This is a genomic window from Shimia sp. NS0008-38b, assembly GCF_040370365.1.
GTDB lineage: Bacteria > Pseudomonadota > Alphaproteobacteria > Rhodobacterales > Rhodobacteraceae > Shimia.
In genome coordinates this window covers 383,525-396,772 of sequence record NZ_BAABWQ010000001.1, presented here as the reverse complement: position 1 = coordinate 396,772, position 13,248 = coordinate 383,525, and the positions used below count along the sequence as shown (strand labels likewise).

General features: G+C 56.3%; 15 protein-coding genes. 4 read left to right on the top strand and 11 right to left on the bottom strand.

Annotation, left to right across the window (positions count from 1 at the left end):
• Positions 1-78: 78 nt before the first annotated feature.
• From ABWV47_RS01930 to ABWV47_RS01905, 6 genes are read right to left on the bottom strand one after another with little or no spacing between them, the layout of a single operon-like run.
• Positions 79-1,254 (bottom strand): molybdopterin molybdotransferase MoeA, encoded by a 1,176-nt coding sequence (locus ABWV47_RS01930; protein ID WP_353308152.1) that lies wholly within the window; start codon positions 1,252-1,254, stop codon positions 79-81.
• On the bottom strand, positions 1,251-1,739 hold the full coding sequence (gene moaC, locus ABWV47_RS01925; RefSeq protein ID WP_353308151.1) for a cyclic pyranopterin monophosphate synthase MoaC: 489 nt from the start codon (positions 1,737-1,739) through the stop codon (positions 1,251-1,253). The genes ABWV47_RS01930 and moaC overlap by 4 nt, the downstream gene beginning before the upstream one ends.
• Positions 1,739-2,554, bottom strand: a complete 816-nt coding sequence (gene trpC / locus ABWV47_RS01920) for an indole-3-glycerol phosphate synthase TrpC (protein ID WP_353308150.1) — start codon at positions 2,552-2,554, stop codon at positions 1,739-1,741. Before trpC ends, moaC begins: the two co-directional genes overlap by 1 nt.
• Complete coding sequence (locus ABWV47_RS01915; RefSeq protein WP_353308149.1) at positions 2,551-3,210, bottom strand: uracil-DNA glycosylase; 660 nt, start codon at positions 3,208-3,210, stop codon at positions 2,551-2,553. The genes trpC and ABWV47_RS01915 overlap by 4 nt, the downstream gene beginning before the upstream one ends.
• Before the next feature lie 5 nt (positions 3,211-3,215).
• On the bottom strand, positions 3,216-4,235 hold the full coding sequence (gene trpD, locus ABWV47_RS01910; RefSeq protein ID WP_353308148.1) for an anthranilate phosphoribosyltransferase: 1,020 nt from the start codon (positions 4,233-4,235) through the stop codon (positions 3,216-3,218).
• Positions 4,232-4,825, bottom strand: coding sequence for an anthranilate synthase component II (locus ABWV47_RS01905; RefSeq protein ID WP_353308147.1), 594 nt, complete (start codon positions 4,823-4,825; stop codon positions 4,232-4,234). Before ABWV47_RS01905 ends, trpD begins: the two co-directional genes overlap by 4 nt.
• A gap of 145 nt (positions 4,826-4,970) precedes the next feature.
• Here ABWV47_RS01905 and ABWV47_RS01900 point away from each other — a divergent pair, with 145 nt between their 5' ends.
• Complete coding sequence (locus ABWV47_RS01900; protein WP_353308146.1) at positions 4,971-6,431, top strand: divergent polysaccharide deacetylase family protein; 1,461 nt, start codon at positions 4,971-4,973, stop codon at positions 6,429-6,431.
• Between the two features lie 227 nt (positions 6,432-6,658).
• Here ABWV47_RS01900 and ABWV47_RS01895 read toward each other — a convergent pair whose 3' ends face one another.
• Both ABWV47_RS01895 and ABWV47_RS01890 read right to left on the bottom strand, forming a co-directional pair.
• The gene (locus ABWV47_RS01895; protein ID WP_502959676.1) at positions 6,659-6,925 is read right to left on the bottom strand and encodes a DUF6552 family protein; all 267 of its coding nucleotides are present in this window, start codon (positions 6,923-6,925) and stop codon (positions 6,659-6,661) included.
• Complete coding sequence (locus ABWV47_RS01890; RefSeq protein WP_353308144.1) at positions 6,900-7,604, bottom strand: SDR family oxidoreductase; 705 nt, start codon at positions 7,602-7,604, stop codon at positions 6,900-6,902. The genes ABWV47_RS01895 and ABWV47_RS01890 overlap by 26 nt, the downstream gene beginning before the upstream one ends.
• Before the next feature lie 97 nt (positions 7,605-7,701).
• On the opposite strand from ABWV47_RS01890, the gene ABWV47_RS01885 reads away from it, so the two are divergent.
• Positions 7,702-8,592, top strand: coding sequence for a LysR substrate-binding domain-containing protein (locus ABWV47_RS01885; protein WP_353308143.1), 891 nt, complete (start codon positions 7,702-7,704; stop codon positions 8,590-8,592).
• Between the two features lie 175 nt (positions 8,593-8,767).
• Here the strand turns inward: ABWV47_RS01885 and ABWV47_RS01880 are convergent, their stop codons facing one another.
• Both ABWV47_RS01880 and hpt read right to left on the bottom strand, forming a co-directional pair.
• Entirely contained in the window at positions 8,768-8,947 is a 180-nt protein-coding gene (locus ABWV47_RS01880) for a hypothetical protein (protein ID WP_353308142.1), read from the bottom strand.
• 136 nt (positions 8,948-9,083) lie between these two features.
• Complete coding sequence (gene hpt, locus ABWV47_RS01875) at positions 9,084-9,629, bottom strand: hypoxanthine phosphoribosyltransferase (RefSeq protein ID WP_353308141.1); 546 nt, start codon at positions 9,627-9,629, stop codon at positions 9,084-9,086.
• A 112-nt stretch (positions 9,630-9,741) separates the two neighbouring features.
• Here hpt and ABWV47_RS01870 point away from each other — a divergent pair, with 112 nt between their 5' ends.
• Positions 9,742-10,197, top strand: coding sequence for a type II toxin-antitoxin system RatA family toxin (locus ABWV47_RS01870; RefSeq protein ID WP_353308140.1), 456 nt, complete (start codon positions 9,742-9,744; stop codon positions 10,195-10,197).
• A 130-nt stretch (positions 10,198-10,327) separates the two neighbouring features.
• Positions 10,328-11,947, top strand: coding sequence for a calcium-binding protein (locus tag ABWV47_RS01865; protein WP_353308139.1), 1,620 nt, complete (start codon positions 10,328-10,330; stop codon positions 11,945-11,947).
• Positions 11,948-12,009: 62 nt separating this feature from the next.
• Here ABWV47_RS01865 and ABWV47_RS01860 read toward each other — a convergent pair whose 3' ends face one another.
• Positions 12,010-13,197, bottom strand: coding sequence for an ammonium transporter (locus ABWV47_RS01860; RefSeq protein WP_353308138.1), 1,188 nt, complete (start codon positions 13,195-13,197; stop codon positions 12,010-12,012).
• Between the last annotated feature and the right edge of the window lie 51 nt (positions 13,198-13,248).

Genomic DNA, 13,248 nt, shown 5'->3' with positions numbered 1-13,248 from the left:
TTCTCGTTTTGTGTCAAAACATTTTGAGAACATTGCAGAAACAATAGGTGAAAACGCGAAGGATATCAACGATTTAAGTTAAATTGGAAGGTACTGTACCTCGGTGCCGACAGCCAATTCTGGACAGTTCGGCGGGCACACCAGAAGTGCATTTGCATCTGAGAGGACCGACAAAAGAGAACTGTCTTGATTGTCAAAAGTGGTCAGCTCGCCATGGGCGACATGTGCACGCATGTAATGTTCGCGCGGGCCGTTTTGGGGGGCAGGTGCCGCAAGTTTGGCGATGAGGCGCGGCGTGGGAGCTTGGCCAAGTCCAAGCATGGCGCGCACCACAGGGAGGACAAATACATGACCGCACACCAGAGCCGACACAGGATTTCCCGGCAAGCCAATCATCATCGCGCCATTGGCCAAAGTACCTGCCATTAAGGGTTTGCCGGGGCGCATAGCGATTTTGTAAAAGCTACGTTGCATGCCCAGATTTTGCGCGACATCGCCCACCAAATCGTGATCGCCTACTGAGGCACCGCCAATGGTGATCAGTAGATCTGTGTCATCGACCAAATCAAAGGCCGCTTCCAGTGAGGCGCGTGTGTCACGCGCAATCGGCAAAAGGCGGGCTTCGCAGCCTGCGTCGCGCAGCATGGCCTGCAGACCAAAGCTGTTGGACGCGATGATTTGATCCGGTCCGGGAGCCTCGCCGGGCATGACCAGCTCGTCTCCTGTGGAAAGAATCGCCACTTTTGGGCGGCGTATCACTGGTACATTTGCAATGTTCATAGAGGCCATCAGCGCAACATCGGAGGGGCGCAGTTCGCGGGGCGCGTTGATGGTTTGCCCGACTTGAAAATCGCCACCTGCCGGGCGGATGTGGAAGCCCTTATCGAGTCTGTCAGCGATGGTGATGACGTCGCCGTCCCGTACCACGTCCTCTTGTATGATGACACGGTCGACACCTTCAGGCACTGGTGCGCCGGTAAAAATCCGCACAGCTTCGCGTGACCCGACAATACCATCAAATGCATGGCCCGCCGCCGCTTCGCCGATCACAGCGTATTTTGCTCCTGGAGCTGCGCCTTCAGATGCCACGCCATAGCCGTCCATCGCGGAGGCAGAAAAGGGGGGCTGATCTCGTTTGGCGGAAACCGCAGTTGCCAGCACGCGGCCATTGGCCCGGCCCAGAGGCACTGTCTCTGAGGGCAGTTCATTTGTAAGAGCAAACAGGTGTGTAAGCGCGTCGGTTACTGAGATCATTTTGCTTCGTAACGTCCAGATTTTCCGCCGTCTTTCAAAATTACACGGATGCCCCCGATTTCCATATTTTTATCCACGGCTTTGGACATGTCGTAGACCGTCAGCGCCGCGACATTCACAGCCGTAAGCGCTTCCATCTCCACGCCAGTTTGACCTGTCGTTTTCACGGTGGCCTCGATGCGCACACCCGGTAGGTTGGCGTCTGGCGTCAGCTCGACCGCAACTTTGGTTATGGGCAGTGGGTGGCAGAGCGGGATCAGGTCGGCGCATTTCTTGGCCCCCATGATGCCTGCAAGCCGTGCAACGCCCAGAACGTCACCTTTTTTGGCACGGCCTTCGGCGATGATGTCGTAAGTCTCAGAGGCCATTTTCACCCAGCCTTCGGCGGTGGCGATGCGCGATGTCACCGCTTTTTGAGAGACATCCACCATATGGGCGTCACCCTTGGTGTCAAAATGAGTCAATCCAGACGCATGTGTGCTCATCACATGCCTCCCATCGCCGTCAGCGGGTTGGCCAACAAAGAGCGCGTGGCGCTAGCAACGTCGTCTTGGCGCATCAGGCTTTCGCCTATCAGAAAGGTGCGCGCGCCGTAGCGGGCCATATCTGCAAGCTCAGCAGGGGTGTTGAGGCCACTTTCGCACACGATCAGGCGGTCTTCCGGCACCAGTTTGGAAAGGGTGCGGGTAGTGTCCAGCGTGGTTTCAAAGGTTTTCAGATTGCGGTTGTTGATGCCCATAAGGGGAGACTTAAGGAGGCTGGCCCGTTCCAGTTCCTCAGCATCATGGACTTCCAGCAACACATCCATGCCCCATTCAAACGCAGCGACTTCGAGCTCTTGGGCTTGGGTGTCGCTGACAGAGGCCAAGATGATCAGAATGCAATCGGCGCCCAAGGCGCGCGCTTCGGCAACTTGATAGGTGTCATACATAAAGTCTTTGCGCAGGGCCGGCAGGTTGGTTGCAGTGCGTGCATCTGTCAGGAAGGATTTTTGACCCTGAAAACTAGGGGTGTCAGTGAGCACAGATAGACATGTTGCGCCGCCGTTTTCATAAGCTTTGGCCAGTGCTGGAGGATTGAAATCTGCACGGATCAACCCCTTGGAAGGCGATGCTTTTTTGACCTCAGCAATCAGCCCGTATCCTGCACGAGAGGCTTTGTGAAGCGCGTCGGAAAACCCGCGTGTTGGGCTCGCTTCACGGGCTTCAGCTTCGACGGCCTCCAGCGGTTTTGCTGCTTTGTCAGCGGCCACTTCCTCAAGCTTGTATGCTTTGATCTTGTCCAGAACGGTTTCGGTCATGCGTCGGTCCAATTTATCGGTGTGTCGCCCCGCAGGGCGAGCCAGTCGTTGATGGTTGAAAACGGGCGTGAGCCAAAAAAGCCGCGTCGGGCAGACAGCGGAGAGGGGTGCGCCGTTTCAATCATCAGATGTTGGCCGCCATCTTTAGGCGATGTGATGTGAGGTGCAAGGGCTTGGGCCTGTTTTCCCCACAACACAAACGCGGTTGCGCGGCGCGCGGAGACATCTGCCAACACCTGATAGGCCAAGGCTTGCCACCCGAGCGCCTTGTGGCCGTTGGCCTCGCCAGTTGGTACGGTAAGAACGGTGTTGAGCAGCAAAACGCCCTGATCCGCCCAGAAGCGGAGATCACCGTTTTGAGGTGCGGTACCCAGATCATCGACCATTTCTTTGTAAATATTGTTGAGTGACCGAGGCAAAGGCCGGACATCAGGTGCGACGGAAAACGAAAGGCCATGGGCATGTCCGGAAGTCGGGTAGGGGTCTTGGCCCATGATGACGACACGCACATCGGCGGGCGCAACGCGTTCAAGCGCCGCAAATCGCTGAGATGCAGGTGGTAAGATCTCACGCGTATCTGCGTTCAGCGCGTTCTGAATTCCAGGCCAAACATCGGTAAAGAACGGCAAGTGCCCCCAAGTTTTAGGCAGCGACATGTTGGTCACGTCGCCGACGTCACTTTGGCCAGTGCAGCCACCTTACCTTTGGCCGCACCTGAATCGATGCTTTCGCGGGCCTTTTCAACGCCTTCTCGCAGATCAGACGCGGCGTCGGCCACGACCAAGGCCGCTGCAGAGTTTAGCAGCACTGCATCGCGATAGGCGCTTTGCGATCCATCCAAAAGCGCGCGAAACGCATTGGCGTTGTCCTCAGGCGTGCCGCCCACGATATCCTCAAATGGGTGCACGGGAAGACCGGCGTCTTCTGGGTGCAATTCCACGTCTTTCACTGACCCATCAGCTTCTAAAGCAGCAACCCAGCTGACACCGGTGATGGTCAACTCATCTGTGCCGTCCGACCCATGCACCAACCAAGCGCGTTCACTGCCCAATTGACCAAGTGTTTCCGCCATTGGGCGGATCAGGCTGCGGGTGAATGCGCCAGTGAGTTGGCGTTTCACCCCCGCAGGATTGGTCAGCGGACCAAGGATGTTAAAAATTGTGCGTGTGCCGAGTTCAGCACGGGTGGGCATCACATGGGCAATCGCGGGGTGATGCATCGGGGCCATCATGAAAGCGATGCCGCAGGTTTCAAGTGCTTTTTCAACCACTTCCGGGCCAACCATCACGTTGATGCCCATTTGGGTTTGCACATCTGCGGTGCCTGATTTGGAGCTGAGATTGCGGTTGCCGTGTTTGGCCACAGGCACACCTGCACCTGCGGTCACAAAGGCGGTGGCGGTGGAAATGTTGAGTGTATGTTTGCCATCACCACCAGTGCCCACGATGTCCATAGCACCGTCAGGGGCGTTGACTGCATTGCATTTGGCGCGCATCACGGCAGCGGCAGCGGCGTATTCATCCACGGTTTCGCCACGTGTGCGCAACGCCATGAGCAACCCGCCGATTTGGCTGGGCGTCGCTTCTCCCTCAAATAGGATGGAAAAGGCAGATTCGGCCTCGGCACGGGTCAGTGGGCGATCAGCCGCTGCGCCGATCAATGTCTTGATGCTGTCACTCATGCTGCAGCGCCTTCTTTCGCTGGCATCATGTCCAGAAAGTTCTTCAAAAGCGCGTGGCCGTGTTCGGATGCAATGGACTCAGGATGGAATTGTACGCCGTGAATGGGCAACTCTTTGTGTTGCAGCCCCATGATGGTGCCATCTTCGAGTTCAGCCGTGATTTCCAGACAGTCCGGTAGCGTTGCGCGGTCCACCACAAGCGAGTGATAGCGTGTGGCCTCAAACGGAGTTGGCAGACCGGCAAACAGGCCTTTGCCGGTGTGGTTCATGGTGCCCATTTTGCCGTGCACAATTTCATGACAGCGCACAACGTTGCCGCCAAAGTTCTGGCCAATGGTCTGATGACCCAAGCAAACACCCATCAAAGGGATCCGCGTTTCCGCCGCTGCCTGTGTCAGCGCGAGGCAAATACCAGCTTGATCGGGATCACAAGGACCTGGAGAGAGCAAAATACCAGATGGGTTCATGCCCATTGCGTCCTGAACCGTCAGCGCATCATTTCGCCAGACCTGCACATCGGCGCCCATTTCGCCCAGATAATGCACGAGGTTGTAGGTGAAACTGTCGTAATTGTCGATCAGAAGCAGCATTTTGTCGGTTCTTGTCCTAAAGATGCGAAAGGGGTGGAGGCAGAGGGCCTGCTCGCGGTATACATGCTCAGGCTTGGCCCAAAGGGTCAAGAGGGGCACAGGCAGGTTCGCCCCGTAAAGTTGGAACAAAAAAAGGCAGAGCACGATGTTGCGCGGATTTTTGGCGGGTATTTTCTGGGGTGTCATCCTAATTGGTGGCGTGTTGGCGGCGACGTCTTTGTTGTCGCCTTTGCCTGCAACAGTGGCTCCACAAACTTCAGCGCAGGCACCAATTGAGGCTCAAGACCCTCCCGTTCAAAGTGGTGACTTGGGTGCAACATCCCAAGCGGATATGGCAGTGGAAGCAACGTCTTCGACGGCGGTGCCTGAGGCCGAAGCAGGGGATCAACCGCCCATCAGCGACACGGCGTCGGCCCCCAAACCACAAGCAGAATCGGTTGAGGCCGAGCTTGCGGCGCCCGTAGCGCCTGAGGCGAGCGGGGCAGTTGCCTTAGAAGCGGAGAGCCCGGTGTTCCCCAACCCCCAGGCCCAGACTCCAACCGCGCCGGTGCCTGATTCAGAACTGTCGATTTCCACCAACCCTGCGCAGCCGACGTCGCCTGATGTGGCGGATGGCGAGACCTTTGAGACACCGGCTGTTGTTGAAAGCACAGATCAAACAGCGCCGGAAAATCCTGCAGAAGCTGTTGAAGTAGAAACAGAAAGTTCCGAACAAAGTCTTGTTTCCGACCCCCAGCCAAGCCCGGAAGCTGAGGATGTAACACCAAATGCGGAGGCAGAAGAAGAGCCCGCATCGGAAGAGGTCGAAACGGCGTTGCTAAAGCCCGTGGGTGACATCGAGGAGGCGTTTCCGCAGCACAAATCTGATCGGTTGCCGACGGTTGGGGCGGACACAGACTCCACCACTGGTGAAGAGAGTGCCCCAGTGCCGTCACGCCCCGTAGAAGCCAATGCAGAAGTCTCTGAAAACACTGACAACAAACCCTTGATGGCGATTGTCTTGGTGGACACGGGTGAGCACAGCTTTGATATGGAGGCGTTGGTGAGCTTTCCGTATCCGCTGACCATTGCTGTGAGCACATTGGATCCCGAAGTTTCTGCGAAAACAAAGGATTACCGAGACCGGGGGTTTGAGGTTCTTGCCATGGTGGACGTGCCCGCTGAGGCCACAGCCGCGGATGTGGAGCAGGCGATGCAGGCACATTTGTCGGTGTCCGACCAATTTGTTGGTGTCATTGAAGGGCTCTCTGATGGTTTGCAAGGAAGCAAGGTTATCAGCGATCAAGTGACGGAGGCTCTGTTGAGCAGTGGTCATGGATTGCTTATGTTTCCCAATGGGTTGAATACCGCTCAGAAACTTGCGGCTAAGGAGGGTGTGCCCTCTGCAAGTGTGTTCCGTGACTTCGATGACAAAGGCCAAACTGCCGTGGTGATGCGACGATTCCTTGATCAGGCTGCGTTTAAGGCGGGCCAAGAAGACGGAGTGGTGATGGTGGGACGCTTGCGCGATGAGGCGATATCTGCGCTTCTTTTGTGGGCCTTGCAGGACCGCGCGGGCACCGTTGCGATGGCGCCAGTTTCAGCGGTGTTTGCGACCATCAACTGACCCCGGTACTGGCAAAGGTTAACAGGAGCATATCCGCGTTTTGGAACGTCGGTATTGCGTCTGTATCGCAACTGTTTTGCGGAGGTGCCGTTTTGGTGTGCGTGAAAACGTTAACCGGGCGCCTTTCGGTGTGTGAGAGTCGAAGTGGCTGCTTAAAATACATCTAGGGATAGGGGATGCGGATCGCCCATTTTGGACGATACCGCAAGAGTGCCAATGACATCTGTCTAGCCGTTTGTCATGCCCGCGATCATTGCAACCAGTGCGACAAGATGGACAAGCATTAAGGCTTTGTCATTCCACAAAGCGCCAACAGTAAACCAGCCAAGAACGCCTACCAAAAATAGGTAGAGGTTCCATGGCGTCCAGCCGAACGCCGTTGCGGTATACCCCATGATTTGAATGGCAGATGCACCCCATTTGACCGTGAATGTAATGCGGTCGACGGCCGCGGAACGCTGTGCGACGCTAGACGGCACGGGTGAGCCCACCATCGATGCGCAGGTTTTGTCCTGTCATGTATCCGCCGCCCTCAGACGCAAGCAGTGAAATCAGTGAGGACACCTCGTCGGCCCGGCCATAGCGGCCCATCGGGATGCGCGCTTTTCGGTCCTCAGTCTCCGGCAAGCTGTCAATAAAGCCGGGCAAGACATTGTTCATGCGTATGTTGTCAGCGGCGTATTTGTCTGAGTAGAGTTTGGTGAAGGCTGCAAGGCCAGCACGGAAAACGCCTGACGTCGGGAAAAGGGGATCAGGTTCAAAGGCCGCGAAGGTTGAAATATTGATGATCGCGCCGCCACCTTGTTGCTGCATCACGGGCGTGACGAGCCGGGTCGGGCGTATCACGTTCATCAAATAGATTTCCATGCCTTGATGCCAATCGTCGTCACCCATCTCCAGAATCGGGCCCTTTGGCCCATGACCCGCTGAGTTGACCAGCACATCCACGCGCCCCCATCGGTCCTGTGCACCTTGAACAAGAGAGGACAAATCACTGTTGTTCAAGTTGGAGCCTGTGACGCCAAAACCACCAAGTTCGACGCCGAGGGCTTCGCCCTTTCCTGAAGAAGACAGGATCCCGACCTTGAAACCGTCCGATGCAAGCCGACGCGCCGCATCTGCCCCCATCCCGCTACCGCCTGCAGTGATCAGCGCGACTTTTTCTACTGTCATCTTCATCTCCTTAGCTGGTTACCCGCATCATATGCGCCACATTTTTTGAAATCGATTGAGGTTTGATGTTTCCTGACAATAGAAATACTATTGCCAGATGACAGGTCTTCCCCCTCTCAATGGTCTGCGCGCCTTTGATGTTTCTGGTCGTCGTCTCAGCTTTCGGGCTGCGGCGGATGAGTTGGGTGTGACACAGGGCGCTGTGGCGCAGCAAATACGCCAACTTGAGGCACATCTTGGCACGACGCTCTTTGACAGATTGCCCAAGGGCTTGGCGCTGACCTCAGCGGGTCGCACCTACCACGACGGGGTTGCGGGCGCGTTTTCTGACCTGCGTTCGGCGACGGCACAGCTCAAGCCAGAGCCCGGAAAAGTTCTGATCAGCGTCACACCAACTTTTGCGTCCAAATGGCTTATTCCGAATCTTCCGGACTTTTCAAACAAACACCCCGATGTCGATTTGCGTATTCTGGCGACCGAAAAGGTTTCGAGTTTTCATAGCGATGGAATTGATCTGGCTGTTCGGCAAGGGACGCCGCCATTTGGTGCCGCGCTGAGCGCCACGCTGTTGTTCAAGCAAGATGTGGTCGCCGTGATAGCGCCCAGACTGCTGGAAGGTGTCCAGCTTCCGGTTGGCTCCGATTTGCTGTCGTCTGTGCCAAAGATCCATGACACGCATGATCTGTGGCCCAAGGTCTTGGCGGAATTGGGCGTTTGTGACCAAAGCCGGCGGGGGCTTCGGCTCAGTCAAACGGCGCTGGCGGTGGACGCCGCCATTTCTGCGCAGGGTGTCGCGCTGGTAAGCCGTTTTCTGGTCACCAACGACTTAGCGGCAGGCAATCTTGTAGAGGTTGGGCGGTCAAGCACGGCTGGAACGCAGGATTTCTATCTTTTGACACAACGTCGTCCGGGGGCAAACGCCGCAGTCGAAACGGTTGTGTCATGGCTGATCTCACAGGCAGATCAACAGGGACACGCGCCTCAGTGACCCGCGTGATCGTCGCTGCTTTCGGACCAAATACTTGGCCTATGGAGGTCTCCGAAGGGATTTGGTGCTCAAAGTGACGTGGGGAGCGAGGCTGCGTAGGAGGCTCTGCACATTTGTGGAGCGCGGATGGTTGCGATGAGCGCTTTTTGAGGGTCTCCGCCTACGTCAGCCGCCCCTAAAACTTGCCAATTCGCGGAATCCGGTCTGCGGTGAGGGCGTCAGGCCAGCCGATGAACCGTTCGATCAGTGCCAGAATAAGACAGGCGATGATCACGCCAAAGACAAGCTTGACGCGTTTCTCAGAGGGCGGATTGCGGGCCAAGCGGCTCATGCGGATGAGATGGCGGAAATTCATTGGTGCAGCCTTGTGATGGCGGTTCTGCAAAAATGTAGGCCGCGTGTCAGATCAGTGCAATGGTGCCTGAAGCGGATTGGGCGCGTAGCTCCGCGGCCCGGAGGTTGGATCGCATTGTGGCATGTGTCGCTGTTGGTTAGGCTTCGTCGACAAAGCGCACCTTGCCGATGAAGGGCAGGTTGCGATTGCGTTGCGCGTAGTCGATGCCATAGCCCACGACAAATTCATCTGGGATCGGAAAGCCGATCCAATCCGCCGCAATGTCCGCTTCACGACGCGATGGTTTGTCCAATAGTGCGATGGTTTTGATCTTGGCTGGGTTGCGGGCGGTGAGCAGATGCAGGACGTGGGCAAGCGTGTGGCCTGTGTCAACGATGTCTTCGACAACAAGCACATCACGCCCTTCAATTTCGCCTCTCAAATCTTTGAAAATACGCACTTCTCGACTGCTTTCCATCGCGTTTCCATAAGAGGACGCTTCGAGGAAGTCGACTTCGACGGGCAGATCGAGTTCGCGCACCAAATCGGCGATAAACACAAATGATCCGCGTAAAAGCCCAACCACAATCAGCTTGTCTGTGCCGCTGTATTCGCTTTGAATTTCGTGAGAGAGGACTTCGATACGGGCCGCGATCTGTTTGGCCGAGATCATTTGGTCGATGACATATGGACGCTGTGACATGCGACCCCCTTGATTTTCCCCATCTCGCGCCGCTATGTGCGCTTCCAGAACAGTGCATAGCGGGGACGCGGTGGGCTGTCACGTGAAAATGGACCCGCCGAGACGAGACACGATGCCCACGCATTCAGAGACCCGCACCCTGCCTTACAGCGCGCAGCAGATGTACGATCTGGTTGCGGATGTGGCCGAATATCCGAAGTTCTTGCCTTGGTGCGCTGCCGCGCGCATTCGCTCGGTGACCCCGGTGCAGACCGAGTTGGGCACCGGCGCGGAAATGCTGGCGGATTTGGTGATTTCGTTCAAGGTGTTCCGGGAACGGTTTGGCAGCCGGGTTGTGCTCTATCCGGAGATCAAACACATCGACACGGAGTATTTGGACGGTCCGTTTAAACACATGAAATCCACATGGGACTTTGCGGATGTGGACGGGGGAGTCGACGTAAAATTCTATGTTGATTTTGAGTTCAAAAACATCCTGCTGCAAAAGGCGATTGGCTTGGTCTTCAACGAAGCCATGCACCGCATTGTCGCCGCCTTTGAGGCGCGGGCAAAGGCGCTCTATGACTAAGGTGGCAGCCGCATGCGCCTGCCATTTGGCTTGTTAACCAAAAACTCCGCTTAATTTTCGCAAGTTTGCCTTTATTTGCACACGTTTGAGATGTAATTTGTTTTCAGGTTTCGGTTTGGAGTGAGTTATCGTGTATTTGTTATTGGCGCTTTTGGGAATGGCAGGTGTTGGTGCGCTGGTGGACAGTGGGTCTGACTCTGATACGGGGGGCGGCACTGACCCCAATCCCACACCTTCAGAAGATGACGTGGCACCCGTTGATGACATCGATGTGACTGCTCTGACCTATGATCCCAGTGAAGAGCCCGGTCTAGAGGACTGGCCGATCGTCATTCTGAACGACGAGATTTTGACGCCCTCCGATGAAACCGACAGCGGCGAGCCAATTTATGATCTCTCTGAATTTGATGCCGAAAATGACCGCATCGCCATTTTGGAGCCCGTGGATCATTTTGCATCTTATGATGAGTCCAACTTTGACGTGACGCAGACCGATGACGGCGACTTGGTCGTGTCCGGTGCGGTTTTGGAAGGGATCGACGCGCTTCCTCGTGGTGTAATGGAAGTGCATTTCGTTGAAGAAGATTTTGTGGACGAAGGCGATGAGCAGTTTTCGCTGGATACCAGTGAAATTGTAGCAAGTTTTGAGGTTGTTTCTGCCAGATTTGGCGAGGCTGGAGATGACAGTTACCGTCCTGGCAGTGGCATCGAACTCTATGCGTTGACTGATCTAGAGGGAGCGACGACCCTTGAGATACAGGGGGACACATCCGTTCGAGTGGCAACGGGCGACGAAAGTGACACGATTGACCTGAGTGCCGATACCAATGGTGGTGTGTCAGGAACGGCGCGGTTTGATGCCTATGACAACGAGACTTTTGCCTTTGTTCAGCCAGACTCTCCTTCGGGTGATCCTGTTTCTGAGCCCGACGTAAGCGTTGTCCAAACCAATGGCGGAGACGACAGCGTGACGATGGGCGCTCGTGAAACCGTGGTGATAGCGGGAGAGGGCAATGACACCATCGTGGCAAGCACCACCAACAGCAGCTACATTGAAGCGGGTGAAGGAGACGATCTGATTGATGTGAGTGTGTTGGAGGCGGCTGGTTTTGCGATTGTTCAGGGCGGTGCGGGGAACGACACATTTGTTGGCGGTGCGGGACAGGACGTTTACTTTGGTGGAGGGCATTCCGGCGGGATCGGGGGCGACGATGTCGCTGGCGGTGGCGGTGACGATTCCTTGTTTGGCAGCACCGGCTCTGATGTGATTGACGGCGGAGACGGCAATGACACCATCGGCGGCACCCGCGATTTTATGGAAAACCCCCCGGCTGCTGGGTCTGGCTTTCCAAACATTGATGCCACCGATTATGCGGACGGATCGGCCGATACTTTGATTGGCGGGGAAGGCGATGATGTGGTGTTGGGTGACGCACAGGATGTGATGACGGGCGGCGCCGGCGAAGATGCTTTTGGTGTCTATTGGGAGGCCAACGCAAGTGGGCCGAATGATCACGCGGTGATCAGTGATTTCGAAGTTGGTAACGAGACCCTGCAGGTGACGGTGCATGAAGATGATTTTGTTGGTCCGTTTTATCCAGAGCAGGAGATTGCACTTGAATTGGTGGAGGTGGATGGCAACACCAATGTGATGTTTCAGGGCGAGCTTTTGGTGGAGTTGCAGGGGGTCACGGGCGTGTCAGCTGATGCTGTGACGGGCGAGGTCTTTGTACCTTACACCCGCTGGTGAACCACAAAAAAGGGCGGCCTTAAGTGGCGGCCGCCCGAGTCTTGGAGTGAAATGGTGTTTCGTTAGGATGCGATGTCGTAGGCGCGCTCGCCGTGTACTTCGAGGTCCAGACCGTTGACCTCTGTCTCTTCATCGACACGCAGTGGTGTGATCAGGCTGACCAGTTTGACCAGCACAAAGGTGACCACAACGGTGAAGACACCAACCACAGCCAGCCCGCCGAGTTGGGCCACCCATGCGCCTTGGCCAAAGACCGCAATCATGATGGTGCCGAAGATGCCGCCAACACCGTGTACGGCGAAGACATCCAGAGTGTCGTCGATTTTCAGACCGTTGCGCACGAGGTTTACGGCTTCCTGACAGAGGATGCCGGCGATAGCCCCAATGATCAGCGCTTCAACCGGGCCAACAAAGCCCGAGGCTGGCGTGATGGACGCAAGACCAGCGATGGTCCCGGTCACGAGGCCAACCAAAGACGCTTTGCCGTATTTGATGCGCTCCCATAGGGCCCAGGTCAGCGATGCGGTCGCCGCGGAGATGTGGGTCACGGTGAGCGCCATGGCCGCGCCGCCATCTGCGGCAAGCTGGGAGCCGCCGTTAAAGCCGAACCAGCCGACCCACAACATGGCCGCGCCGATCATCACCATCCAAGGGGCATGTGGTGGGGTGGTGCGGTGGCGACGTGCGCCGAGCATCACAGCAAGCACAAGCGCGGCAAGGCCTGCGGTTTCGTGGACCACAATGCCACCAGCGAAGTCACGCACACCGATGTCGCCAAAGATGCCGCCGTCCGCCATCATGCCGCCTCCCCAAATCCAGTGCACCACCGGTGCGTAACACAGCAGCATCCACAGACCAGAGAACAGAAGAACGAAGCCAAAGCCGATCCGTTCCACATAGGCGCCGACGATCAAGGCGGGCGTGATGATGGCGAAGGTCATTTGAAAGGCAAAGAACAGAACCTCGGGCAGGGTGCCGGACAGGCTATCTGCGGTGACGCCGGTGAGGAACATTTTGCCCAACCCGCCCCATAGGGAGGTGGCGCCGCCGTCATTGCCAAATGCGATGGAATAGCCAAAAACGAGCCATAAAACGCTCATCAAACAGGCAATTGCATATGTTTGCATAAACACGCTGAGCACGTTGCGGGCGCGTACAAGGCCCCCGTAAAACAACGCCAAACCCGGCAATGTCATGAACAGAACCAAGGCTGTCGCCACGATGATCCATGCGGTGTCCGCTCCGTTCATTTTTCTTCCCCTTTGTCCCGTGAGTGATGGTTTTTTGGTCAAAGAACCGAA

Bases quoted from the DNA above. Each gene is read 5' to 3' on its own strand.
- ABWV47_RS01930 (WP_353308152.1), bottom strand. From the start codon at position 1,254: ATGATCTCAGTAACCGACGCGCTTACACACCTGTTTGCTCTTACAAAT.
- moaC (WP_353308151.1), bottom strand. From the start codon at position 1,739: ATGAGCACACATGCGTCTGGATTGACTCATTTTGACACCAAGGGTGAC.
- trpC (WP_353308150.1), bottom strand. From the start codon at position 2,554: ATGACCGAAACCGTTCTGGACAAGATCAAAGCATACAAGCTTGAGGAA.
- ABWV47_RS01915 (WP_353308149.1), bottom strand. From the start codon at position 3,210: ATGTCGCTGCCTAAAACTTGGGGGCACTTGCCGTTCTTTACCGATGTT.
- trpD (WP_353308148.1), bottom strand. From the start codon at position 4,235: ATGAGTGACAGCATCAAGACATTGATCGGCGCAGCGGCTGATCGCCCA.
- ABWV47_RS01905 (WP_353308147.1), bottom strand. From the start codon at position 4,825: ATGCTGCTTCTGATCGACAATTACGACAGTTTCACCTACAACCTCGTG.
- ABWV47_RS01900 (WP_353308146.1), top strand. From the start codon at position 4,971: ATGTTGCGCGGATTTTTGGCGGGTATTTTCTGGGGTGTCATCCTAATT.
- ABWV47_RS01895 (WP_502959676.1), bottom strand. From the start codon at position 6,925: ATGGTGGGCTCACCCGTGCCGTCTAGCGTCGCACAGCGTTCCGCGGCC.
- ABWV47_RS01890 (WP_353308144.1), bottom strand. From the start codon at position 7,604: ATGACAGTAGAAAAAGTCGCGCTGATCACTGCAGGCGGTAGCGGGATG.
- ABWV47_RS01885 (WP_353308143.1), top strand. From the start codon at position 7,702: ATGACAGGTCTTCCCCCTCTCAATGGTCTGCGCGCCTTTGATGTTTCT.
- ABWV47_RS01880 (WP_353308142.1), bottom strand. From the start codon at position 8,947: ATGAATTTCCGCCATCTCATCCGCATGAGCCGCTTGGCCCGCAATCCG.
- hpt (WP_353308141.1), bottom strand. From the start codon at position 9,629: ATGTCACAGCGTCCATATGTCATCGACCAAATGATCTCGGCCAAACAG.
- ABWV47_RS01870 (WP_353308140.1), top strand. From the start codon at position 9,742: ATGCCCACGCATTCAGAGACCCGCACCCTGCCTTACAGCGCGCAGCAG.
- ABWV47_RS01860 (WP_353308138.1), bottom strand. From the start codon at position 13,197: ATGAACGGAGCGGACACCGCATGGATCATCGTGGCGACAGCCTTGGTT.